This is a genomic window from Halomonas campaniensis (assembly GCF_014193375.1).
Taxonomy (GTDB): Bacteria; Pseudomonadota; Gammaproteobacteria; order Pseudomonadales; family Halomonadaceae; genus Halomonas; species Halomonas campaniensis.
The window spans coordinates 29003-51849 of the sequence record NZ_JACHZF010000016.1 but is presented as its reverse complement, the minus strand read 5'-3'; the positions used below and the strand labels follow the sequence as shown (position 1 = coordinate 51849).

General features: G+C 69.8%; 20 protein-coding genes. 10 read left to right on the top strand and 10 right to left on the bottom strand.

Annotation, left to right across the window (positions count from 1 at the left end):
* Nucleotides 1–291 precede the first annotated feature (291 nt).
* The 8 genes from BDK63_RS11945 to BDK63_RS11910 all read left to right on the top strand — a co-directional run bounded on the left by BDK63_RS11945 (nt 292) and on the right by BDK63_RS11910 (nt 9645).
* Nucleotides 292–1731 (top strand): APC family permease, encoded by a 1440-nt coding sequence (locus tag BDK63_RS11945; RefSeq protein WP_183332238.1) that lies wholly within the window; start codon nt 292–294, stop codon nt 1729–1731.
* A 161-nt stretch (nt 1732–1892) separates the two neighbouring features.
* Nucleotides 1893–2873 (top strand): glutarate dioxygenase GlaH, encoded by a 981-nt coding sequence (glaH, locus tag BDK63_RS11940; protein ID WP_183332237.1) that lies wholly within the window; start codon nt 1893–1895, stop codon nt 2871–2873.
* Between the two features lie 85 nt (nt 2874–2958).
* On the top strand, nt 2959–4155 hold the full coding sequence (gene lhgO, locus BDK63_RS11935; protein ID WP_183332235.1) for an L-2-hydroxyglutarate oxidase: 1197 nt from the start codon (nt 2959–2961) through the stop codon (nt 4153–4155).
* A 163-nt stretch (nt 4156–4318) separates the two neighbouring features.
* A complete protein-coding gene (locus BDK63_RS11930; protein ID WP_183332233.1) occupies nt 4319–5278 on the top strand; it encodes a TAXI family TRAP transporter solute-binding subunit in 960 nt (319 codons plus the stop codon).
* A gap of 22 nt (nt 5279–5300) precedes the next feature.
* On the top strand, nt 5301–5804 hold the full coding sequence (locus tag BDK63_RS11925) for a DUF1850 domain-containing protein (RefSeq protein WP_183332231.1): 504 nt from the start codon (nt 5301–5303) through the stop codon (nt 5802–5804).
* A gap of 10 nt (nt 5805–5814) precedes the next feature.
* The gene (locus tag BDK63_RS11920; protein ID WP_183332229.1) at nt 5815–7839 is read left to right on the top strand and encodes a TRAP transporter permease; all 2025 of its coding nucleotides are present in this window, start codon (nt 5815–5817) and stop codon (nt 7837–7839) included.
* A gap of 137 nt (nt 7840–7976) precedes the next feature.
* On the top strand, nt 7977–8498 hold the full coding sequence (purE, locus tag BDK63_RS11915) for a 5-(carboxyamino)imidazole ribonucleotide mutase (RefSeq protein WP_183332227.1): 522 nt from the start codon (nt 7977–7979) through the stop codon (nt 8496–8498).
* Nucleotides 8499–8520: 22 nt separating this feature from the next.
* Nucleotides 8521–9645, top strand: coding sequence for a 5-(carboxyamino)imidazole ribonucleotide synthase (locus BDK63_RS11910; RefSeq protein WP_183332225.1), 1125 nt, complete (start codon nt 8521–8523; stop codon nt 9643–9645).
* 82 nt (nt 9646–9727) lie between these two features.
* Here BDK63_RS11910 and BDK63_RS11905 read toward each other — a convergent pair whose 3' ends face one another.
* Nucleotides 9728–10276 (bottom strand): DUF2231 domain-containing protein, encoded by a 549-nt coding sequence (locus tag BDK63_RS11905; RefSeq protein WP_183332223.1) that lies wholly within the window; start codon nt 10274–10276, stop codon nt 9728–9730.
* Nucleotides 10273–11667 (bottom strand): ethylbenzene dehydrogenase-related protein, encoded by a 1395-nt coding sequence (locus tag BDK63_RS11900; RefSeq protein ID WP_183332221.1) that lies wholly within the window; start codon nt 11665–11667, stop codon nt 10273–10275. The genes BDK63_RS11905 and BDK63_RS11900 overlap by 4 nt, the downstream gene beginning before the upstream one ends.
* A gap of 171 nt (nt 11668–11838) precedes the next feature.
* Between BDK63_RS11900 and BDK63_RS11895 the strand changes: the two genes are divergently transcribed.
* Entirely contained in the window at nt 11839–13131 is a 1293-nt protein-coding gene (locus BDK63_RS11895; protein WP_183332219.1) for a ferredoxin reductase family protein, read from the top strand.
* Nucleotides 13128–13988, top strand: coding sequence for a cytochrome b5 domain-containing protein (locus BDK63_RS11890; protein WP_183332217.1), 861 nt, complete (start codon nt 13128–13130; stop codon nt 13986–13988). Before BDK63_RS11895 ends, BDK63_RS11890 begins: the two co-directional genes overlap by 4 nt.
* Before the next feature lie 7 nt (nt 13989–13995).
* Here BDK63_RS11890 and BDK63_RS11885 read toward each other — a convergent pair whose 3' ends face one another.
* From BDK63_RS11885 to BDK63_RS11850, 8 genes are all read right to left on the bottom strand, one after another.
* Nucleotides 13996–14802 (bottom strand): TraX family protein, encoded by an 807-nt coding sequence (locus BDK63_RS11885; protein ID WP_183332215.1) that lies wholly within the window; start codon nt 14800–14802, stop codon nt 13996–13998.
* Nucleotides 14803–14904: 102 nt separating this feature from the next.
* On the bottom strand, nt 14905–17121 hold the full coding sequence (locus tag BDK63_RS11880) for a heavy metal translocating P-type ATPase (protein WP_183332213.1): 2217 nt from the start codon (nt 17119–17121) through the stop codon (nt 14905–14907).
* Between the two features lie 80 nt (nt 17122–17201).
* On the bottom strand, nt 17202–18350 hold the full coding sequence (iadA, locus tag BDK63_RS11875) for a beta-aspartyl-peptidase (protein ID WP_183332211.1): 1149 nt from the start codon (nt 18348–18350) through the stop codon (nt 17202–17204).
* A gap of 92 nt (nt 18351–18442) precedes the next feature.
* Complete coding sequence (locus BDK63_RS11870; protein ID WP_183332209.1) at nt 18443–19228, bottom strand: transporter substrate-binding domain-containing protein; 786 nt, start codon at nt 19226–19228, stop codon at nt 18443–18445.
* A gap of 370 nt (nt 19229–19598) precedes the next feature.
* Nucleotides 19599–20366 (bottom strand): transporter substrate-binding domain-containing protein, encoded by a 768-nt coding sequence (locus BDK63_RS11865; RefSeq protein WP_183332207.1) that lies wholly within the window; start codon nt 20364–20366, stop codon nt 19599–19601.
* Between the two features lie 134 nt (nt 20367–20500).
* Nucleotides 20501–21226 (bottom strand): ABC transporter permease, encoded by a 726-nt coding sequence (locus tag BDK63_RS11860; RefSeq protein ID WP_183332205.1) that lies wholly within the window; start codon nt 21224–21226, stop codon nt 20501–20503.
* Nucleotide 21227: 1 nt separating this feature from the next.
* The gene (locus BDK63_RS11855) at nt 21228–21929 is read right to left on the bottom strand and encodes an ABC transporter permease (protein ID WP_183332203.1); all 702 of its coding nucleotides are present in this window, start codon (nt 21927–21929) and stop codon (nt 21228–21230) included.
* Between the two features lie 52 nt (nt 21930–21981).
* Nucleotides 21982–22752, bottom strand: coding sequence for an ABC transporter ATP-binding protein (locus BDK63_RS11850; protein ID WP_183332201.1), 771 nt, complete (start codon nt 22750–22752; stop codon nt 21982–21984).
* Between the last annotated feature and the right edge of the window lie 95 nt (nt 22753–22847).

Sequence of the window (22847 nt, the reverse complement as noted above, 5' to 3'; positions counted from 1 at the left end):
CGGCATGCCGATGTGCAGAATATCGAACTGCTGCGCTGCGGCAGTCAACGGCGCTTCCCCGTCGCCGGCGGCGGATTCAACGCTGGCGTTTTCCTTGACATGGCAATGATTATATTGTCTTTTCTCTGTTCCCCAGGGCGCGGCAATCCGCCTCGATCGCGTTCCTCGGACGAATGTCTAGTACGGATATCTTGAACATCGGCTTGCTCGTTAGCACCGCGTTAACTATTTTTGTCGACGTTTCCGCGAAAAATATTCATTCCGACAAGACGGCTACAACGAGAGGATGACATGAGCAACGACGATTCGACGCAAGGCCAGCTGACGCGCGTGCTGGCCCGCAAGGATGTGCTGGCCCTGGCCTTCGGTGCGATGATCGGCTGGGGCTGGATCGTGCTGACCGGCAGCTGGATCCAGTCGGCCGGCAGCCTCGGCGCCATCACGGCCTTCCTGCTGGGCGGCCTGGTCATCGTGCTGGTCGGCCTGACCTATGCCGAGCTGGCCTCGGCGATGCCGCAGGTGGGGGGCGAGCATGTCTACAGCTACCGGGCCATGGGCCACTTCGCCTCCTTCCTCTGCACCTGGGCCATCACCCTGGGCTACGTGAGCGTGGTGGCCTTCGAGGCCGTGGCGCTGCCCACCGTGGTGGAGCACCTCTTCCCGAACTACGCGGTGGGCCACCTCTGGACCATCGCCGGCTGGGAGGTCAAGGCGACCTGGGTGGCGGTCGGCGTGGCCGGCTCGGTGGCCATGATGTGGGTCAACTACGTGGGCATCCGCACCGCGGCGCTGCTGCAGAAGGTGGTGACGCTGCTCATCCTGGTGGTCGGCATCATGTTCATCACCGGGGCGCTGTTCGAGGGCGAGCGGGCCACCATGGAGCCGCTGTTCAACGTCCGCGAGGGCGTCATCGGCGGGGTGATGATGGTGATCATCATGGTGCCCTTCATGTTCGTGGGCTTCGACGTGATTCCCCAGGCGGCCGAGGAGATCAACCTGCCGTTCCGCGAGATCGGCCGGGTGCTGATGATCTCGGTGATCCTGGCGGTGTTCTGGTACTCCTTCATCATCCTGGGCACCTCGCTGATGCTGGACCCGGAGGCCCTGGCCGCCAGCTCGCTGGCCGTGCCGGACGCCATGCAGGCGGTCTTCCAGGCCCCCTGGGCGGGCACCCTGATGATCCTGGCCGGGATCGCCGGCATCGTCACCAGCTGGAATGCCTTCTACGTGGGCGGCTCGCGGGCCATCTACGCCCTGGCCCACTCCGGCATGCTGCCGGCCTGGCTGGGCAGGCTGCACCCGAAGCATCGCACGCCCACCAACGCCATCCTGGTGATGGGCCTGCTCTCCTGCATCGCGCCCCTCTTCGGTCGCCCGGCCCTGGTCTGGCTGGTGGTGGCCGGCGGGCTCGGCATCGTGATCGCCTACCTCTTCGTGGCGATTTCCTTCGTGGTGCTGCGTCGACGCGAGCCGGAGATGGCGCGACCCTTCCGGGTTCGCCACGGCAAGCTGGTGGGGGCGCTCTCGGTGATCCTCTCGCTCTGCCTGATCGGCATGTACCTGCCGGGCAGCCCGGCGGCGCTCTCTTTGGTGGAGTGGGGCATGTTCGCCGGCTGGATGCTGATCGGCCTGGCGCTCTACGCCTGGTCGCGGGCGCGTTACGGCACCGCCTACAGCGACACCATGATGAACCGCGAGCTGGCCGGCGCGGATCCCTACCCGGGACGCTGACCCCAGCCCCTCCCTCGAGCTCCAGCCCTCGAACCGCAGCCCCGGCCCCGTGCCGGGGCTGCGTCGTCAAGGATACCCGACAGTCGGGCAGCATTTTTGACAAAGATCATTAATGTAGATATTTTTATATTGTATCTACAATCGTTGCCGGAGACCCTGACATGACCGCACTGACGCAGCTTCCCGCCGTTGCCATGCCCCTGCCTGCCGACATCCGCGGCTTCACCCTGCCCCCCTCGGCCCAGTCGCCGCGGCTGCTGCAGCTGACCGTGGGCCGGGAGGTGGTCGAGGCCTTCCTGGCGGCCGTCGCCGAGTGGCCGGTGCAGGCGCTGGAGTACAAGTCGATGCTGCGCTTCCGCGTGGCGAAGATCCTCGATGACCTGTGCGACAACACCCTTCAGCCGGTGCTGGTGAACACCCTGGTAGACCGCGCCACCGGTGGCCTGCAGGTGACCCCCGAGGGGCTCGACTCCGTGGCGCAGGCCGACGAGATGGTCAAGTTCGCGACCGCCGTGGCCCACCTGATGGGGCGCTCCAACTTCGATGCCATGAGCGGGCAGTACTATGCGCGCTTCGTGGTGAAGAACGTCGACAGCTCGGACAGCTACCTGCGTCAGCCGCACCGGGTCATGGAACTGCACAACGACGGCACCTTCGTCGAGCAGGACACCGACTACGTGCTGATGATGAAGATCGACGAGCAGCACATGGAGGGCGGCAACTCCCTGCTGCTGCACCTGGACGACTGGGAGGACCTCGCGCGTTTCTTCGCCCACCCGCTGGCCCATCGCCCCATGCGCTGGACCGCGCCGCCCAGCAAGAACGTGGCCCGTGACGTCTTCCATCCGGTGTTCGACGTGGATCGCGAGGGGCGGCCGGTGATGGCCTACATCGACCAGTTCGTGCAGCCCAGGGACTTCGAGGAGGGCAACTGGCTGACCGACCTCTCCGAGTCGCTGGAGACCAGCCCGGCCATCGTCTCGCTGCCCAATCCGGTGGGCAGCTTCCTGCTGATCAACAACCACTTCTGGCTGCACGGCCGCGACCGCTTCACCCCGCACCCGGAGCTGCGCCGCGAGCTGATGCGCCAGCGGGGCTACTTCACCCATGCCAAGACCCTGCGCGACCCGCGTCAGGCCTGAGGGCGTCGCCGCGAGCGGCGAGTGACCCCGACGAGGCCACGTCGTGAGCCCGGCGTGGCCCTCTGACTGAAGGAGCGAGGACGGCATGCACGACTTCATCATCATCGGCGGCGGTATCCTGGGGATGTCCACCGCCATGCAGCTCCAGCAGGCCTATCCGGATCGCCGGATGCTGCTGCTGGAGAAGGAGAGGGGGCCGGCGCAGCACCAGACCGGCCACAACAGCGGCGTGATCCACGCCGGGGTCTACTACACCCCGGGCAGCCTCAAGGCGCGCTTCTGCCTGGCGGGCAACCGGGCGACCGTGGCGTTCTGCGAGGCCCACGGCATCCCCTTCGATACCTGCGGCAAGCTGCTGGTCGCCACCAACGACCTGGAGATGCAGCGCATGAAGGCGCTGTGGGAGCGCACCGAGGCCAACGGCCTGGAGCGGGAGTGGCTGGGACCCGAGGCGCTGGCCGAGCGCGAGCCCAACATCACCGGGGTTGGGGGGATCTTCGTGCCCTCCAGCGGCATCGTCGACTATGCCGAGGTGACCCGCGCCATGGCCGCCGAGTTCGAGCGGCTGGGCGGCGAGATCCGCTACGGCGTCGAGGTCACCGGCCTCGAGGAGCGGCGCCGCGAGGTGGTGGTGACGGGCCGTCAGGGCGAGTTCAGCGGCTGCTATCTGGTGACCTGCTCGGGCCTCATGGCCGACCGGGTGATCCGCCTGCTGGGCCGGGACCCGGGCTTCACCATCTGCCCCTTCCGCGGCGAGTACTACCGGCTGCCGGAGACGCACAACCGCATCGTCAACCACCTGATCTACCCGATTCCCGACCCCTCCATGCCGTTCCTCGGCGTGCACCTGACCCGGATGATCGACGGCAGCGTCACCGTGGGCCCCAACGCGGTGCTGGCCTTCAAGCGCGAGGGCTACCGCCGGCGTGACGTCTCGCTCACCGACCTGGCCCAGATGGTCACCGACCCGGGCATCCTCAGGGTGCTGGGCAGGAACCTGCGCCCGGGCCTCGTGGAGATGAAGAACTCGCTGCACCGGCGCGGCTATCTCGAGCTGGTGCGCAAGTACTGCCCGAGCCTGACCCTCGAGGATCTGGAGCCCTGGCCGGCGGGGGTGCGCGCCCAGGCGGTCTCCCGGGACGGCCGGCTGGTGGACGACTTCCTGTTCGTCAACACGCGCCGCACCGTCAACGTGGGCAATGCGCCGTCGCCGGCCGCCACCTCGGCCCTGCCCATCGGTGCCCATATCGTCGAACAGGTGAAAGCGCTGGTGGAGGGCTGAGCGGACGGGGCGACCCTGGTGGAATTGCCGAAAGAAACCAGGAACGTAGAAATATAAGCGTTGGCCTCTCACGCTGGGGCCATGCTAGGTTTCCTTGCAGGCGTTGACCCGCACGCGCCGCTCACAAGCAGACAACAATCGGGTTCCAGCCCGGAGGATTGCCATGAACGCCATGAAGTACGCCGTCGCCGCCTCGCTGATCGCGACGGCCCCGTTGGCTGCCGCTCAGCAGCTCTCCATTGCCACCGGCGGTACCGGCGGCACCTACTATCCCCTCGGCGGCGGCCTCGCCGAGCTGATCAACAACCATATCGAGGGGGCCAGCGCGGTGGCCGAGGTCACCGGCGCCTCGGTGGAGAACATGGGCCTGGTGTGGCGCGGCGATTCCGACCTGGCGCTGGCGCTGGCCGACACCGTCTACCAGGCGCACAACGGCACCGGTGACTTCGAGGGCCGCCAGCTCGACAACATCCGTGCCCTGGCCTCCGTCTATCCCAACGCCGTGCAGCTGGTCACCCTGGCCGATTCCGGCGTGGAGTCCCTCGAGGACCTGCGCGGCAAGCGCGTCTCCGTGGGGGCGCCGGGCAGCGGCACCGAGCTCAACGCCCGGGCCCTGCTGGAGGCCAACGGCATCAGCTACGACGACTTCACCCCCCAGCGCCTGAACTTCAACGAGACCGCCGATGCCATCCGCGACGGCGATATCGACGCCGGCTTCTGGAGCGTGGGGCCGCCCACCAGCTCGATCCTCAACCTGGCCACCACCCGCGACATCCGCCTGATCGGCCTCTCCGACGAGGAGGTCGCCAACGCCCGCGAGGCGGAGCCGGTATTCGCGCCGTACCGCCTGCGTGCCGACCTCTACGAGGGCATGGACGAGGCGGTCCAGACCATCGGCATCCCCAACGTGCTGGCGGTGAGCAGCGAGATGGATGACGACCTGGCCTACGAGATCACCCGCATCCTCTTCGAGTACACCGATGAGCTGATCGCGGTGCACCCGGCGGCCAACGACACCACCGTGGAGTTCAGCATCGACTCCACCCCGATCCCCTTCCATGATGGCGCGCTGCGCTACTACGAGGAGATCGGTGCCGAGGTCCAGGACCACCAGCGCCAGTAACGGGACCGAACCGGGCGCCGCGATGCGTACCGCGATCCTGACCGCAAGCCGCCGTGCCCTCGGGCCGGCGGCTTTGCTGCTGTGCCTGCTGCCCCTGCCGGGGCTGGCCGCGGCCGAGGGCTGGCTGGAGGTGCATGCCGACGATGGCCGCCTGATCGCCGCGCTGCCGGTGCCCGAGGGGGAGGCCTGGTGCCTGGAGTGGAACCACTCCGTGGCCGGCTTCCCGGTGCTCGACTGCTATCGCCACCGGGAGGGGCGCATGGTGCTGGAGCGCAGCCACCTGCCCGACTTCGCCGCCGGCCTCGACCATATCCCCGGCCGCGGCCGCCAGGTCTCCGACGGCGAGGGCGGCTACTGGATCGAGGCCATCGACGAGCCGGTGCCCGGCAACCGCTATCGCCTCCGGGTCGGATCCCCGGAGGTCAACCATCGACTGCTGCACGAGGGGCGTCGGCTGAGCCTGAGCGACCAGGCCGCCGGCGAGCGGGTGACGATCCACCTGCAGACCTCGGCGACCACACCCTGACGAGACGCCCATGAGCGATTCTGCCAAGTCCACCGTCACCACGCCCGAGGTCACCGTGCCCGGTGGCAATGCCATCCAGCCACGGCCCGTCCTCTGGCTGATCACCCTGGTGGCGGTGGGGCTCTCCCTGTTCCAGCTCTACTCCGCCGGCATCCAGCCGCTGGGGCTCTTCTACCAGCGCAGCATCCACCTGATGCTGATCATGCTGCTGGCCTTCCTGATGTTCCCGGTCTTCGGCCCCCACCGGAAGCGCGGCCTGCTGGGCTGGGCCATCGACCTGGTGTTCTTCGCCGGGGCCCTGCTCACCGGGGGCTACCTGGTGCTCTACCTCGACGAGATCATCGGCCGGGCCGGCTTCTGGAGCCAGACCGACATCGTGGTCGGCTGCATCGCCACGCTGACCGTGCTGGAGGCGAGCCGCCGCGCGGTGGGCCTCGGCATGACCATCATCGGGGCCATCGCCATCGCCTACGCCTTCGCCGGCCCCCGCGGCGAGCTGCCCTGGCTGGGGCAGTTCCTGCCCGGCATCCTCGAGCATCGCGGCTACAACATCGACCGCGTGGTGGGCCAGCTCTACCTGGGGCAGGAGGGCATCTTCGGCCTGCCGCTGGGGGTGGCGGCCACCTATATCTTCGTCTTCGTGCTGTTCGGCGCCTTTCTGGAGATCACCGGCGCCGGCAAGTTCTTCATCGACCTGGCCTATGCGGCCACCGGGCGCCAGCGGGGCGGCCCGGCCAAGGCGGCGGTCATCGCCTCGGCGGGCATGGGCTCGATCTCGGGCAGCGCCATCGCCAACGTGGTGACCACCGGCGCCTTCACCATCCCGCTGATGAAGCGGCTGGGGTACAAGCCCAAGCAGGCGGGGGGCATCGAGGCGGCGGCCTCCACCGGCGGGCAGATCATGCCGCCGCTGATGGGCGCCGGGGCCTTCCTGATCGCCGAGTACACCCGGGTGCCCTACCTCGAGGTGGTCAAGGTGAGCATCCTGCCGGCGATCATGTACTTCTCCACCGTCTACCTCTTCGTGCACATCATCGCCCTCAAGCAGGGCATGCAGGGCATGGCCCGCAGCGAGCTGCCCCAGGTGCGCGACGTGATGGCGGCCGGCTGGCACTTCCTGCTGCCCCTGGCGGTGCTGGTGTGGCTGCTGGTGATGAACATGTCGCCGATGCGGGTGGGCTACTACGCCATCGTCACCATGATCGCCGTGGCGGTGCTGCGCTACGCGGTGTGGTTCCTGTTCATCGCCCCGCGGCAGGGCCAGACGGTGACCCTGGCCGGCATCGGCACGGCGCTGTGGGCCGGCTGGACGAAGCTGGTGCAGGGCCTGGAGCTCGGCGCCCGCAATGCCGTGGCGGTCTCCATGGCCTGTGCCGTGGCCGGCATCATCGTCGGGGTGGTGGGCCTGACCGGCCTGGGGCTGAAGTTCTCGGCCATGATGATGGCCTTCTCCGGCGGCAACATCGTGCTGGCGCTGGTGATGGTGCTGCTGGCCAGCCTGGTGCTGGGCATGGGCCTGCCGGTCACCGCGAGCTACATCGTGCTGATCGTGCTGGTGGGGCCGGCGCTGACCGCCGAGTTCGGCATCCCGCTGCTGATCGCCCACCTGGTGGTGTTCTGGTACTCCCAGGACTCCAACGTCACGCCGCCGATCGCCCTGGCCGGCTTCGCCGGGGCGGCCATCGCCGGCAGCAAGCCCATGGAGACCGGCTTTCAGGCCTGGAAGTTCGCCAAGGGGCTCTACCTGATCCCGATGTTCATGGTCTTCAACCCGGAGATCATCATGGGCGGGCCCTGGCCGGTGCTGATCTGGAACGGGCTGATCGCCATCCTGGCGCTGGGGGCCTTCGCCGCGGCGCTGGAGGGCTACCTGTTCACGCGGATGTCGTGGCTGCCGCGCATCGCCATCGCCGGCGCCATCGTGGCGGTGTTCTGGCCCGACCTGCGGATCGAGATCATCGGCGCGGCGGTGATGGCGGTGGCCATCGGCGGCAACTGGCTGGCCAGCCGGCGCGAGGCGGCAGCCGTGCGGTAGTGCGCGAGGCGGTGACGGCGGCAGGCTCTCCGGCCTGCCCGGATGGTCAAGATGACGGGGGAGGGCCGCACGGCTAGAATGTGCGGCTTTCCTTTCCGCACCCATTCCGCACACAGGCAGTTGCCGAGGAGCAGTCCATGCAGTCCGAACAGTCGCCGAAGGTCGGCGTGATCATGGGGTCGAAGTCCGACTGGCCGGTGATGGAACACGCCGTGGCGATGCTCGAGCGCCTGGGCGTGCCCTGCGAGACCCGCGTCGTTTCCGCCCACCGCACCCCGGACCTGCTGTTCGACTACGCCAGGTCCGCCGCCGAGCGGGGGCTTCAGGTGATCGTCGCCGGCGCCGGCGGGGCGGCCCACCTGCCGGGCATGGTGGCCTCCCAGACCGCGCTGCCGGTGCTCGGCGTGCCGGTGGAGTCCAAGGCGCTCAAGGGCCTGGATTCGCTGCTCTCCATCGTGCAGATGCCCGGCGGCATCGCCGTGGGCACCCTGGCCATCGGCAAGGCCGGCGCCACCAACGCGGGCCTGCTGGCCGCCCAGATCGTCGGCCTGCAGGACGAGGAGGTGCGCGCCGCGGTGGAGGCGTTCCGCGCCGAGCAGACGCAGACGGTGCTCGACCATCCTGATCCCCGGCCCGACCCGCGCCCCGACAGTGAGTGAGGAGAAGGTTATGGAAAAAGCCATGAACATCGGCGTCCTGGGTGCCGGCCAGCTCGGCCGCATGCTGGCCCTGGCCGGTTACCCGCTGGCCAACCGCTTCACCTTCCTGGATACCACCGGGCACCCCAGCGCCGGCATCGGCGATGTCATGGTGTACACGGACCAGCACCACCTGCTCGACGACTTCCTCTCCAGGGTCGACCTCGTCACCTATGAGTTCGAGCACCTGCCGGTGTCGCTGGTCCAGGCCATCGAGGAAGTGAAGCCGGTCTACCCCGGAAGCGAAGCGATCCGCGTCTGCCAGAATCGCGCCGAGGAGAAGGCGCTGTTCGACCGCCTGGGCATTCCCACCCCGGCCTATCGCCTGGTGGAGCACGCCGACGAGCTCGAGGCCGCGGCCCGGGAGCTCGGCTGCCCGGTGGTGGCCAAGTCGGTCACCGAGGGCTACGACGGCAAGGGCCAGGCGGTGATCCGCGACCCTGCCGAGGCGGCGGAAGCCTGGCGCGCCATCGGCCATCCGCGGCTGATCGTGGAGTCCTTCGTGGAGTTCGTGCGCGAGGTGTCGATCATCGCCGTGCGCGGCCGCGACGGCGAGGTGGTTTTCTACCCGATGGCCGAGAACCAGCACGTGGACGGCATCCTGCGCTACTCCGTCGCTCCCATGCCGGACCTGGACGATAGCGTGCAGCAGATCGCCGACGGTTATATCCGCGCGCTGCTCGACGAGCTCGACTACGTGGGGGTGCTGACCCTGGAGCTCTTCCAGTGCGCCGACGGCAGCCTGCTGGCCAACGAGATGGCGCCCCGGGTGCACAACTCCGGCCACTGGACCCTGGACGGGGCGGTGACCAGCCAGTTCGAGAACCACCTGCGCGCCATCCAGGGCCTGCCCCTGGGCGACACCGCGGCGCGGATGCCCACCTGCATGGTCAACGTGATCGGCCGCGAGGGCGACCCGGCGGCGATCCTCGCCCTGCCGGATGCCCACCTGCACCGCTACGACAAGAGCGAGCGTCCCGGGCGCAAGCTGGCCCACATCAACCTGGTGGCGCCGACCCACGAGGCGCTGATGGAGCGGGTACGCGCCTGCGCCGCGCTGCTGCCCGAGGCCCCCGAGCCCCGCTTCAGCTTCGAGCCGCCCGCCTGACCGACGCGCCTTCCCGCAACGCAAGCGGCCCCGCCAATCTGGCGGGGCCGCTTGCGTTGCGGGTCGTGGAGTGGCAGGGACGTCAGCCGCTGCGCTTGCTCATGAGGCCGAGCACCCCCGCCGCGAGGCCGATGATCACCATCACGGCAGCGACCCACAGCGGGCTGTAGAAGGTGGTGTAGACCTCCCAGCCGGTCAGGCCCAGCAGCGCCGAGAAGTGGGTGGGCGCCCCCACCAGGTGGCCGCCCAGGGTGCCGGTGGTGGCGAAGAACAGCCCGCCGAGCAGGGCGAGGATCACCAGCGCCCAGCGGCGGGCGCCGTCGAAGGCCGCCTCCCCGGCCTTCCACACCAGCACGGTGAGCATGGTGAAGATGCCCAGTGACCAGAACGCCATCAGGATGTGGTTGCGGGCCAGGGGACTTGCCAGGTTGGCCTCCAGCGGCCAGACCAGGAAGCCGGCGATGATGGCCGCCAGGGCCCCCAGCAGGCCGAGCACCAGCACCGGCAGCAGGGCGGCGCGGCTGAGCTCGGCCAGCCGGCCGGGCAGCAGGGCGCCGACCAGGGTCATCAGGGTGGCGAGTGCCCAGAACCCCAGGGGGAAGTGGACGAGCATATGGTGAAGGCCGGTCATGAGCGGTCTCCTTGGCGAGTCGGGCGGAAGGCGGGCAGCAGGGCGAGGGTGACGCCGAGCATGGCCAGCAGCCCGGCGAAGAGGGTCAGGCCCCACTGGAGGGTGATGGCGTCCTTGAACTCCATCTCCACCCCGTAGAGGGCGAGCTGGCGCTCGCTGTGGCGGGCCCGCACCGGGGTGCCCTCGGCGATATCCTCGGCGCCGGCATGGGCGCGGCTGATCAGCAGCGGCCAGTTGACCTGTCCGGGATAGAAGAGCGTCACCTCCATCCAGTCGTCGGACCAGGCCGGTGAGCCGCCCTGGACCCGGGTGGCGGTGAGGTCGGCGTCGTCGCGCCCCAGGCCCAGGGAGTAGGGGTGGGAGACCTTGTGCCAGCGGCCACCGGTGGCGTCGCGGTGTACCGCGAAGGCCACCGAGTAGAGCCCCTGGTCGCGCAGGATCTTGTCGTCGAGCGGGCTGCCGGTGTCCAGCGCCCGGGCCAGGGTCACGTCCCAGTAGCCGTCGACCCAGCGTCCCGCGCCCTGCACCCGGATGTCCCCCCGGGAGCCGGCCGGCTCGCGCAGCAGGCGGTAGGGGATGGCGTCACCCTCCTGCCAGTCATGGTCCGGGTCGAAGGGCACCGCGAAGGCCTCGGCCAGGTAGTAGTCGCTGTCGAAGTCCAGGGCGCCGGACGCGACGTCGTCCCAGCGCATGGCAACCCGGTCGGTGAGCTCCGGCGAGAACATCCACAGCGGCTCGCCGGCATCGCCGTCCCAGTTGGTGGCGTAGGGGCCTCGGCCCTCGTCGCTGCTGCGTTCCTGGCCGACCCACTGGTCGTCGGAGACCTCCAGCGGGTTGGAGCGGTGGGCGCGCCAGTGCCAGAGGTCGAGGAAGTAGCCCGCCTCGCGCTGGGCGTCGATGACTGCCGGATCCTGGCGGCTGGCCCAGTCGCCCAGGTCCATGCGGGTCGCCGGCAGCGACTTGGTCACCTCCTCGGGGGCCTCGTCGGTGAAGCCGGCGGCGCCGGCACCCACGGTGAGGTAGCCGCCGTAGCGGCCGAACTGGGGCACGCTGCCGTCATCCATCAGCATCGTGACCCGGTCCTCGTGGAGGCCGTCGGGCTCCGAGCCCGGCACGGCGCGACCCTTGCGGACCCACGAGCCCCCCTCGTGGACCAGCACGTCGTGGTGGATGCCGGGGCGTTCTGCCGGCCAGCGGTAGCGGAAGAAGACCTCGTTATCGCTGTAGGCGGCCTGCACCTGCAGCGGCATGGTCAGCTCCTCGGGAATCGAGATGTTGCGTTCGGGATCGTTCTCGACCACCCCGGTGCCCTGGGTGACCCAGGCCAGCCCGAGGGCAATCGGCAGCCCGAGGACCAGCCAGGGCCCCGCGCCCTTGTCGTGACTCGCCATGTGCGAACTCCTGCTTCAGGGAAATTAAGGTTGTTGTCAGGTTCAGTATGGACCCGTTCCTTCGATATTCCCTGATACAGGTCAACAGTAGTGTGACAAGGCGCCGCAGATCTTGAAGGCTGACGCCGATCGACAACACTGTAGTGGCAGTTTTCGACAGGGGGAGGGGCGATGCGACGATGGCCGAGGCCGGGCGATACCGCCCTGGTCGTTCTGCTGCTGCTGCCGCTCGCGGTGGCGCTGCCGAGGCTGGGCGGGCTCGCCGGGCCGCCGGAGCTGTGGCTGACCTGGGTGGGTCGGGTGACCGGCATCCTGGGGCTTGCCCTGATGCTGCTGGCCGGGGCGGTGAGCTGCCGGGTGCCGGGCCTCGATCGTCCCTTCGGCGGCCTGGCGCGGCTCTGGCGGCTCCACCACGGGCTGGGCTTTGCCGCCTTCATCCTGGTGATGCTCCACGCCCTGGCGCTGGGGCTCGCCGCGGTGCCGGCCTCCCTGGATGCCGCGGTGGCGACCCTCTTCCCGCCACTCTCCCATGGAGCCGTGTGGCTCGGCTGGCTGGCCTGGGCGGCGCTGGTGGTGTTCCTGGCGCCCACCTTCGACTTCTTCGGCCAGCCCCACTACCAGCGCTGGAAGCGCCTGCACCTGGTCTCGGCGGCGGCGCTGCTGCTGGGCCTGTGGCACGCCCTGCTGCTGGCCGGCGAGGCCTGGCCCTGGTGGCTGCTCGGCCTCGCCGGGCTCGGCGCCATCGCCTGGCGCAAGGGGGTGGCGCCGCGGCGGCGGCACGCCTATCGCATCGAGGCGGTGGAACCCCTGGCCCGGGGCGTGGTGGAACTGGTGCTTCGCCCCGAGGGCAGCGGCATCCGCCATGAGGCGGGGCAGTTCGTCTACCTCTCGCCGCTGGACGAGTCGCTTGCCAACGGGCGCGGCGAGGAGCACCCCTACACCATCGCCTCGGCGCCCTCGGATGGGCGCCTGCGCATCGGCATCAAGGACCTGGGCGACGCCAGCCATGCCCTGCAGACGGTGGCACCCGAGTCCCGGGTGCTGATCGAGGGACCCCACGGGGAGTTCTTCGGGCGCCGCTTCCCCGAGCGTGACATGCTCTGGCTGGGCGGCGGCATCGGCATCACCCCCTTCGTCGGCGGCGCCCGTGACCTGGCGACGGGGGCGGGGCCCGGGGGGCACGTGCACCTGTTCTATCTCGCCCACGACGAGAGTCGGGCCTACTACGGTCAGGACCTCGAGGCGATCGCCGAGCGGCATGCCGGCTTCACCTTCACCACCCACTTCTACCGGGATCTTGGGCCGCTGACCGAGACCTTCCTGCGCGAGCACTGCCCGGACTTCACCGAGCGGGAGATCTACCTATGCGGCCCGCCGGCCATGAACGCCCACCTGCAGCGGCTGCTGGCCGGGCAGGGGGTGCCCGCCTCACGTATCCACAGCGAGGTCTTCGACTTCCTATGAGCATGAACAAGATCGCCTACTCCATGTTCATCGCCTTCGTGGCGAGCCTGGGCACCCTGGTCTCGATCCAGGCGCTCTCGAGCAGCGAGCGCGACGCGGCCGATGACGATGCCCTGGACCCCATCACCCCTGAGGCGCTTGCCGAGCACGACGGCGCCGAGAGCTGCTGGAAGGCCATCGATGGCCGGGTCTACGACATCACCGACTACCTGCCCCATCACCCGACACCCGAGGCGGTGATCCTGGAGTGGTGCGGCAAGGAGGCCAGCGAGGCCTGGCACAACAAGCGTCCCGGGGTGCCCCACAGCCCGCGGGCCGAGGGAATGCTCGAGAGCTACCTGATCGGACGCCTGGTGGACGAGGCGGGCGAGCCGGTCGAGCCCGAGGCCGCCGCCCGGATCGACGAATCAACCGACGAGGCGGGCAACGGAGAGGCCGCCGACGCGACGGCGCGGCTGTCGCCCGCCGAGGACGAGCGCCTGCATCGGGCGCTGCTGGGGCTGCCGCTGGACGGGCGCTACCGCGGCGTGTTCGGCGACGGCGGCGAGATGCAGGTCAACGTGCAGTTCGACCTGCGCGATGGCGTCCTCTCCAACGTCAGCTACCGCCACCTGGCCTATCGCGGCGTCGACTACCGCGCGCTGGACGAGGAGGACGACCTGTACCCGGTGTGGGTTCAGCACCAGCGGCTCGCCGAGGGCCTCGAGGGCCAGCCGCTGACCGCCATCTTCGCCCTCCACGAGCCCGAGCGGCTGGCGGAAGACATCGACGGCTACAGCGGCGCCACCCTGCGCGGCAACAAGGTCCATTCGGCCTTCCGCGACGCCCTCAACCGCGGGGTCTACAGCTGGCCCTGAAGCCGATTTAGCCAATCCCGCCGAGCCCCCCGGCCCACCACAGCCAGAGGGCCATCAGCGCGAAGTGGCCGGGGTACCAGGTCAGCCACAGCCGGCGCGGCATGGCGGTCGGCACCCGCGGGGTAAGGCGATCGGCCCCGGCGGCCAGCAGCAGCACGGCGAGGCAGGTGGCCACGGTGAATGACTTGGCCATGTCCGAGGCGTTCATCTGGCCGGCCACCAGCAGCAGCGGCACGGCGGCGGCCGTCGCCAGCAGCCGTTCGCCGAGCGTGTCGCCGGCCCGGTTCAGGTGGTGCATGGCGACCATGAACAGCGGGATCAGCAGCAGGCCCTCATGGCCATACTCGACCCACTCACCAAGCAGGGCCCAGATCGCCAGGGACGCCGCGGCCCCCAGGGCCAGCCAGTGGCCCTTCCGTTCCCCCCGGCGATAGCGGTCGGCCTGGGCACGGAGCCAGGCCCCCCAGGCGAGCCCCGCCGCGAGGGTGAAGCAGACGTTGAGGATGAAGGCATCCGAGGCGCGGGGCATCAGCATGTAGGGCAGCTGGGCGACCAGGCCGATCACCAGGATGCGCCGGGCATAGCGCAGTGGGTTGCGGGTATTGAACAGCCCGTGCCAGGCGACCATGGCGGCGAACAGCGGGAAGGCGATTCGCCCCAGCGATGAGCCGGCCCAGCCGAGGTCCCAGGCGTTGGGCAGTATGTAGCGGGTGAGGTGGTCGAGGGTCATGGTAGCCAGCGCCAGCCACTGTCCCCAGCCGGTCCAGGCGGAGGAGGGGTGGCGGGCAGCCGGCATGGCGGCCTGAAGGGTCATCGTGGACTCCCTGTGGTGATGACAGTAGCCATGGACCCGCCCCTGGTCCTCGGGTTCCCTGCCAGCAGGCAGTCCCGAGGCCCAGGGAGCGGCCGGGAATCATCACACCGTCGGACGAGGCGTCGCTGCTGGCGCCGCGCGCAGCAGCCGCAGGCCGTTGGCGACCACCATCAGGCTGGCGCCCATATCGGCGAAGACCGCCATCCACAGGGTGGCATGGCCGGTGAAGGCCAGGACCATGAACACCGCCTTGATGCCCAGGGCCAGCACGATGTTCTGCACCAGCACCGAGCGCGTGGCGCGGGAGAGATCCAGGAAGGTCACCAGGCGTCGCGGGTCGTCGTCCATCAGCGCCACGTCGGCGGTCTCGATGGCGGCGTCGCTGCCCAGGGCGCCCATGGCGAAGCCGATGTCGGCGCGGGCCAGGGCCGGGGCGTCGTTGATGCCGTCGCCGACCATGCCGGTGGGGCCCTCGGCGACGCGGGCCTCGATGATCGCCAGCTTCTCCTCCGGCAGCAGGGCGCCGTGGGCCTCGTCGATGCCGGCCTGGCGGGCCACGGCGGCGACGCTTCGGGGGTGATCGCCGCTCAGCACCAGGGTGCGGATGCCGCGCCGGTGCAGCGCCTCGATGGCCTCGCGGCTCTCCTCCCGGAGCGGATCGGCCACGGCGAACAGCGCCAGGGCGCGCGCCTCCTCGCCGAGGATCACCAGGGTCTCTCCCTGTTCCCGGGCGACCTCCAGCCGGTCCCGCAGGGCCGGGCCGGCGGCGCCGAATTCCTCGGCCAGGCGCAGGTTGCCCAGCCAGGCCCGGCGACTCTCCCGGGTGGCGATGACCCCGCGGCCGGGACGCTCGTCCACCTCGGTGACCGCCAGCGGGGCGATGCCCTCGGCCTCGGCCGCGCGAGCCAGCGCCGCGGAGACCGGGTGGCCGGAGCGTGTTGCCAGCCCGGCGGCCAGGGCGCGCAGCGCGTGGCGTCCGGCAGCGTCCAGCGCCTCGTCGAGGGGTTGCCAGTGGCGCTGGGCCGGCTCGCCCCGGGTCAGGGTGCCGGTCTTGTCGAAGGCCAGGGTGCGCAGGCGGTGGCCCTGCTCGAGGAAGGTGCCGCCCTTGACCAGGATGCCGGCGCGGGCCGCGGCGGAGAGCCCGCTGACGATGGTCACCGGGGTGGAGATCACCAGCGCGCAGGGGCAGGCGATCACCAGCAGCACCAGGGCGCGGTAGATGCCCTCGAGCCAGCCGACCCCGAACCACCAGGGCCAGGCGAGGCCCACCAGCAGGGCGATGGCGAACACCACCGGGGTGTAGATGGCCGCGAAGCGGTCGATGAAGCGCTGGGTAGGGGCACGCTGCCCCTGTGCCGCCTCCACGGCGTGGATGATGCGCGCCAGGGTGGTGTCGGAGGCCGGGCGGGTGGTGCGGCAGGTGAACTCGCGGCCCTGGTTGACGCTGCCGGCGAACACGCTGTCGCCGGGCGCCTTGTCCACCGGCAGGCTCTCGCCGGTGATCGGCGACTCGTCGAGGGTCGGGTGGCCGTCGACCACCTCGGCGTCCAGCGCCAGCCGCTCGCCGGGACGCACCCGCAGCAGGGTGCCCGGGGCGACCTCGCCGGCCGCCTGCACCACGACGCGGCCATCCGCCTGGAGCACGCCGGCGGTCTCCGGGGCCAGGGCGAGCAGTTCGCGGATGGCGTTCCGTGCCCGGCCCAGGGAGCGCGCCTCGATGCGCTCGGCCAGGGTGAACAGCACGATCACCATGGCAGCCTCGGCCCACTGGCCGATCAGCAGGGCCCCGGTCACCGCCACGCTCATCAGGGCGTTGATGTTGAGGGTGCGGTGGCGCAGCGCGATGAAGCCCTTGCGCCAGGTGGGCAGGCCGACCATGGCGATGGCCGCCAGGGCCAGCAGGGCGGGCAGCCAGGGGGTACCCAGGCCGAACCAGTCGCTGCCCTCCGCGACCAGGGCGATCGCCGCGGCGCCGCCAAGCTTCCACCAGTTCTCGCCGCTGCTGGGTGCCTCACGGTGCCGGGCCGTGTCCAACGGCTCCGGGGTCATGCCGGTGGCGGCGATGCGCCGGCGCACCTGCTCCTCGTCGGCATCGCGGTGGTGCACCGTCAGCACGCGTCCCATGAGGTCGAACTCCAGCGCCTCGACCCCGGGGGTGCCCGCCAGGGCGCGGCGCAGCAGGGCCTCCTCGGTGGGGCAGTCCATGGCCGCGATGCGCAGGCGCAGGGCGCGGGTGCCCGGCGGTGGCACCCGGGGGCCGGTGGCGGAGGGCTCGCTGGCGCTGCCGCAGCAGCGGGTGCAGGGCGTCGGTTCGCTCATGTCTGGCCTCGGCGGCGGGGGATGCCCCATCTTACGCCGCCCGGCCGGGCGGGATGAAGCGGCGCCGCGGGCGACGAGGCTCAGCCGCGCCGGTGGAGGCGGCGGCCCAGCGCCCAGACCTCATCGATGGCCCAGCCCTCGTCGGCCAGCACCAGCAGGTCGGCGTCGTGGCCGGTGGCGAGGCGGCCCTTGTGCGGCAGCCCCAGGGCATCGGCGGCATGGGTGCTGGCCATGCCGATGGCGCGCTCCAGGGGGATGCCGTGATCGTTGACGCACTGGCCGAGCACCGCGAACAGGCTCGACAGCCGCCCGGGCTCGAGGCCGACGAAGCGCCCCCCGGCATCGAAGCGGGGCAGCGAGGCGTTGGCGTCCGAGGAGAGCGTGACGCGCCAGGGGTCGACCCGGGCATGCAGGGCACGGGCCACCGCCTCGGCGGCGGCGATCTCGCCGTCGGCCAGCAGCGCCGCGGTAGTGCTGGTGGTCAGGTCGATGCGCCCGCCCTCGCGGGCGAAGCGCACGCCGTCCTCGAACAGCGCCTGGGTGCGGTTCACGTGGGTCGGCAGGAACTGGCTCAGCGGGATGGCCGTGGTGCGGGCCACCTCGCGCAGCGGCTCCAGGTGCGAGGGCGCATCACCGGTATGCACGAAGACGATGCCCGCCTTGCCGGCCAGCATGCCGGCGGTGCGTGCCTCGGCGGCCAGCCGGGCGAGCTCGTGGGTCGAGGGCTGCGAGCCGCGGTGGTCGCTGATCGCCACCTCGCCCACGCCGATGAATTCGGGGATGAAGAGGATGTCGTTGCCCACCGAGCCGGTGAGGGTCACCGGGGGCAGCTGGTAGGAGCCGGTGTAGGCGAGGGTGGTCAGGCCGCCGGCGGCCAGTTCCCGCGCCTTGCCCAGCAGGCCGGCCGGGGTGCGGGTCAGGGCATCGGTGCCCAGGGCCCCGACCAGGGTGGTGACGCCGGAGGCGACGGCCTCTTCCAGGGCCAGCTCCGGGGTGCGGGTGCCGAAGCCGCCCTCGCCGCCGCCGCCGGTGAAGTGCACCAGCGGGTCGACCAGGCCGGGGATCACCCGGCGGCCGGCCAGGTCGATCACCTCGACGGCGGGACCGGTGACGGGCAGCGGCTCGTCGGCCGGCACCACGGCGGCGATGCGCCGATCGGCGATCAGCAGGTGGCAGAGGCCCTGCGGCTCGGGGGCGAAGAGGCGGGCATTCTTCAGCAGGGTGAGCATGGCGGCTCCTGATGGCGAAGGGGCTGAGGCACGCCGGCGCCGGGCCGGCGTGCCGGGAGAGCGGTGGGCGCCGCTCAGAGCTTGATGTCCGCTCAGAGTTTGATGTCGTAGTTGAAGTAGCGCGCCATGATCGCGTCGTAGGTGCCGTCCTCCTTGAGGGCGGCCAGTGCCTCGTTGAAGCGCTCGGCGAGCTCCCGGTCGCGCTGGCGGAAGGCCACGCCCACGCCCTGGCCGAAGATGTGCTCGGGCTCCTTGATGAAGTCGCTGACGCGCTGGAAACGGGTGTCCTCGGCGTCCAGCTCCATGCTCGACTCGGCCACCGGGGCGTCCAGGAAGGTCAGGTCCAGGCGCTCGGCGCGCAGGTCGGCGAGCACGTCGTCGCCGCTGGTGTAGCGGCGGATCTCCACCAGGTCGCCGTAGAGCTCGGAGACGTAGTTGTCCTGCAGGGTGGCGCGCTGCACGCCCACCACCAGCCCCTCGAGGCTGTCGCGGTCCTCGATGTCGATCTCGCGGTCGCGCAGGCTGAACCAGGCGCTGGGGGTGGTGTAGTAGGGGTCGGAGAACAGCACCTGGCGGGCGCGCTCCTCGGTGATCGCCATGGAGGACATGATGCCGTCGTAGTTGCGGGCCAGCAGGCCGGGGATGATGCCGTCCCAGTCCTGCTCCACCCAGACGCAGGTCGCGTCGAGGTAGTCGCAGACGGCCTCGCCGAGCTCGATCTCGAAGCCGGTGAGCTCGCCGTCGGCCTGGCGGTACATGAAGGGCTCGTAGGGCAGGTCGATGCCCAGCCGAATCTCGGCATCGTCGCGGGCCTGGGCGGTGCCGGCGGAGAGGCCGGCCGCGAGGGTGGCGGCCAGCAGCAGATTGACGTGACGCATGTGTCTTCCTCCCGGGAAGGTGGTGTCGTGACGCGGGTGTTCCGGCCGGGGGTGGCGCGGGAACGGGCTTGCCATGGTGGCGAGGGTGCGACCGGAGTCGCGCAGGATCACCGCCGGTCAGGCGGCGTCATGGAGACGGGGCACAGGCGTGCCGTGGCGGCCGGCGCGGCTGCCGGGGAAGGCTATTCGTCGAACCATTCGCTGAGGGTGAAGCTGTCGAAGTAACAGCCGTAGGCCTCGAGCGACTGGCGATGGGTGAGGGTGCTATCGATCATGGACGCTGTCCCGATGCGATGGTGAGCCGTTACGTTCCGTCATCGACGGCGGGGTGTCAACGCCTCTCCCGGGTGGCCGGGAGAGGCGCGGTCACTCACTCCTCGCCGAAATACCGCTCGTGGATCTCGTCGTAGGTGCCGTCTGCCTTCAGCGTGGCGAGGGCCTCGTTGAAGCGCTCGGCCAGGGCCTCGTCGCGCTGGCGGAAGGCGATACCGAAGCCGTCACCGAAGTACTCCTTGGGCTCGGTGATCATCTCGCCGACCACCTGGTAGTCGCGGCGCTCGCTGTCAAGCAGGGTCGCCTTGCCCACCGGGTAGTCCAGGAAGACGATGTCCAGGCGCTCGGCCTGCATGTCGAGGACCATGTCGTCGGCGGTGGAGTAGCGGCTGACGCTGGCCACGTCGCCGAACATGTCGGTGACGTAGTTGTCCTGCAGGGTGCCGCGCTGTACGCCGATGGTCAGCCCCTCGAGGGTCTCCCGGGTGGCCTCCGACAGCTCGCTCTCGGTCGGGGCGAACCAGGCGGAGGGCGGGGTGAAGTAGGGGTCGGAGAAGAGCACGGTCTGGCGACGCTCGTCGTTGATGGTCATCGACGACATGATGGCGTCGTAGTTGCGGGACATCAGGCCGGGAATGATGCCGTCCCACTCCTGCTCGATCCATTCGCAGGTGACGCCGATCTCGGCACACAGGGCGTTGCCCAGGTCGATGTCGAAGCCGGTGAGCTCGCCCTCGGGGGTGCGGTACTCCATGGGCTCGTAGGGCACGTCGACGCCGATGCGCACATGGTCGTAGTCGCGCGCCTGGGCGGTGCCGGCGGCCATGGCCAGGCCCAGGAGCGAGACGGTCAGCAGTTTCTTCATGGGTCGTTTCCTTGTTGTTTCCAGGTCACTGTTCAGGGTGTCTTGTGGACATCATCGTCGATGCTAGCGCAGTCGCCGCCGGTGGTGAACGGGGGCGGCGATGCGCTGGCCAACGCTCGTTTGACGCCTCGCCCTCAGGCCGGTTTCAGGTGGGCCAGCAGACGCTTCTCCAGCCAGCGGAACAGGTAGAGGATCGCGAAGGTCAGGCAGAGGTAGATCGCCGCCACGAAGAGGAAGGCCTCGAAGGGGGCGTAGAAGCGCGCGTAGACGAAGCGCGCCGCCCCGGTGAGGTCCATCAGCGTGACCACGCTGGCGATGGCGCTGGCATGCAGCATGAAGATCACCTCGTTGCCGTAGGCCGGCAGCGCCCGGCGGAAGGCGCTGGGCAGGATGATGCGACGCATCATGAGCCCCTGGGACATGCCGTAGGCCCGTGCCGCCTCGATCTCGCCCTTCGCGGTCGCCTTGATGGCGCCGCGGAAGATCTCGGTGGTGTAGGCGGCGGTGTTGAGGGTGAAGGCGATCAGCGCCGGGTAGAAGGCCTCGCGCAGCATCGGCCAGAGGAAGGTCTCCTGGATGCCGTCGAAGAACACCACGCCGTAGTAGATGATGTAGAGCTGGATCAGCAGCGGCGTGCCGCGGAACACGTAGGTGTAGGCGTAGATCGGCAGGCTGATCCAGCGGCGGCCCGAGCTGCGCCCGATGGCCAGCGGCACGGCCATCACCAGGCCGATCACCAGCGACAGGAAGACCAGCTGGGTGGTGGTCACCAGGCCTTCCCAGTAGTAGCCCAGGGTCTGGGGGGTGAAGATCAGGTTGCCGGCCAGCAGGTCCTGAAACCAGAGGGTGATGTCCTGCATGTCAGTGCCCTCCGAAGCCGACGCTGTAACGTTTCTGGAGCCGCAGGAAGACCCACTCCGACACCGAGGCGATCAGCAGGTAGATCAGCGCCACCGGGATCAGGAAGGTGAAGGGCTCGTGGGTGGCGCGGGAGGCCTCGGCGGCGATGCGCACCATGTCCGACAGGCCGATCACCGAGACCAGGGCGGTGGTCTTGAGCAGCACCATCCAGTTGTTGGAGAGCCCGGGCAGGGCGTGGCGCATCATCAGCGGGAAGCGGATGCGCCGGAACACCAGCCAGGGGCTCATGCCGTAGGCCTTGCCGGCCTCGATCTGGCCGTGGTCCACGGCCATGAAGGCGCCGCGGAAGGTCTCGCCCATGTAGGCGCCGAAGATGAAGCCGATGGTCAGTACCCCGGCGGCGAAGGCGTTGAGGTTGACGTACCAGTCGACGCCGAAGCGGTCGTAGAGGGCGTCGGTGACCAGATTGAGCGCCATCTGGCCGCCGAAGAACAGCAGCATCATCAGCACCAGGTCCGGCACCCCGCGGATCAGCGTGGTGTAGAGGGTGGCGACCCGGTGCAGCAGCCAGCTGCGGGACATCTTGGCGCTGGCGGTGAGCAGCCCCAGCACGATGGCCAGGGCCAGCGAGAGCACCGCCAGCTGGATGGTGACCCCGGCGCCCTCGAGCAGCCGCGGGCCGTAGCCGTGAAGATCGAGCATCTCCGTTCCCTTCCGTGCGTGGACGTCGGTACGCGGGTGGCGTGCCGACGCCTCAGTATTTGGGCGCCAGGAACTGCTTGAGGCGCGGCGACTGCGGGTTGCCCAGCACCTGGTCGGGCGGCCCGGCTTCCTCCACCAGCCCCTGGTGGAGGTAGATCACCTGGCTGGAGACATCCCGGGCGAAGCCCATCTCGTGGGTCACCACCACCATGGTGCGACCCTCGGCGGCCAGGTCGCGCATCACCTTGAGCACGTCGCCGACCAGTTCCGGGTCCAGCGCCGAGGTGGGCTCGTCGAACAGCATCACCTCCGGGTCCATGGCCAGCGCCCGGGCGATGGCGCCGCGCTGCTGCTGTCCGCCGGACATCTGGGCGGGATAGGCATCGGCGCGCTCGGAGAGGCCGACGCGCTCCAGCAGGGCGCGGGCCTGCTCGATGGCTTCCTTCTTCGGCTTGCCGAGTACATGCACCGGGGCCTCGATGATGTTCTCCAGCAGGGTCATGTGCGACCACAGGTTGAAGCCCTGGAAGACCATGGAGAGGCGCGCCCGCATGCGGACCACCTGCTTCCAGTCGGCGGGCTCCCGGCCGTGGCGGGTCTGCTTGAAGCGGATCTCCTCGCCGTGGACGATCAGGTCGCCCTCGTCGGGCTGCTCGAGCAGGTTCATGCAGCGCAGGAAGGTGCTCTTGCCGGAGCCGGAGGCTCCGATCAGGGTGATGACGTCACCCTTGTGGGCCTTCAGGGAGAGGCCCTTGAGGACTTCGGTGTCGCCGAAGCGCTTCTTGATGTTGCGCACTTCCAGCGGTAGCGGCGTTGCGGCCATAACTCGGCTCCAGATCGGGACGGCCATCCGGGGATGGCGAAATCGGCATGGCGGATGCGAAAGGCTGGCGATTCTACCAGCACGAGCACCCGCTG

Coding starts and splice junctions, on each gene's coding strand:
- BDK63_RS11945 (WP_183332238.1), top strand. CDS start 292: ATGAGCAACGACGATTCGACGCAAGGCCAGCTGACGCGCGTGCTGGCC.
- glaH (WP_183332237.1), top strand. CDS start 1,893: ATGACCGCACTGACGCAGCTTCCCGCCGTTGCCATGCCCCTGCCTGCC.
- lhgO (WP_183332235.1), top strand. CDS start 2,959: ATGCACGACTTCATCATCATCGGCGGCGGTATCCTGGGGATGTCCACC.
- BDK63_RS11930 (WP_183332233.1), top strand. CDS start 4,319: ATGAACGCCATGAAGTACGCCGTCGCCGCCTCGCTGATCGCGACGGCC.
- BDK63_RS11925 (WP_183332231.1), top strand. CDS start 5,301: ATGCGTACCGCGATCCTGACCGCAAGCCGCCGTGCCCTCGGGCCGGCG.
- BDK63_RS11920 (WP_183332229.1), top strand. CDS start 5,815: ATGAGCGATTCTGCCAAGTCCACCGTCACCACGCCCGAGGTCACCGTG.
- purE (WP_183332227.1), top strand. CDS start 7,977: ATGCAGTCCGAACAGTCGCCGAAGGTCGGCGTGATCATGGGGTCGAAG.
- BDK63_RS11910 (WP_183332225.1), top strand. CDS start 8,521: ATGAACATCGGCGTCCTGGGTGCCGGCCAGCTCGGCCGCATGCTGGCC.
- BDK63_RS11905 (WP_183332223.1), bottom strand. CDS start 10,276: ATGACCGGCCTTCACCATATGCTCGTCCACTTCCCCCTGGGGTTCTGG.
- BDK63_RS11900 (WP_183332221.1), bottom strand. CDS start 11,667: ATGGCGAGTCACGACAAGGGCGCGGGGCCCTGGCTGGTCCTCGGGCTG.
- BDK63_RS11895 (WP_183332219.1), top strand. CDS start 11,839: ATGCGACGATGGCCGAGGCCGGGCGATACCGCCCTGGTCGTTCTGCTG.
- BDK63_RS11890 (WP_183332217.1), top strand. CDS start 13,128: ATGAGCATGAACAAGATCGCCTACTCCATGTTCATCGCCTTCGTGGCG.
- BDK63_RS11885 (WP_183332215.1), bottom strand. CDS start 14,802: ATGACCCTTCAGGCCGCCATGCCGGCTGCCCGCCACCCCTCCTCCGCC.
- BDK63_RS11880 (WP_183332213.1), bottom strand. CDS start 17,121: ATGAGCGAACCGACGCCCTGCACCCGCTGCTGCGGCAGCGCCAGCGAG.
- iadA (WP_183332211.1), bottom strand. CDS start 18,350: ATGCTCACCCTGCTGAAGAATGCCCGCCTCTTCGCCCCCGAGCCGCAG.
- BDK63_RS11870 (WP_183332209.1), bottom strand. CDS start 19,228: ATGCGTCACGTCAATCTGCTGCTGGCCGCCACCCTCGCGGCCGGCCTC.
- BDK63_RS11865 (WP_183332207.1), bottom strand. CDS start 20,366: ATGAAGAAACTGCTGACCGTCTCGCTCCTGGGCCTGGCCATGGCCGCC.
- BDK63_RS11860 (WP_183332205.1), bottom strand. CDS start 21,226: ATGCAGGACATCACCCTCTGGTTTCAGGACCTGCTGGCCGGCAACCTG.
- BDK63_RS11855 (WP_183332203.1), bottom strand. CDS start 21,929: ATGCTCGATCTTCACGGCTACGGCCCGCGGCTGCTCGAGGGCGCCGGG.
- BDK63_RS11850 (WP_183332201.1), bottom strand. CDS start 22,752: ATGGCCGCAACGCCGCTACCGCTGGAAGTGCGCAACATCAAGAAGCGC.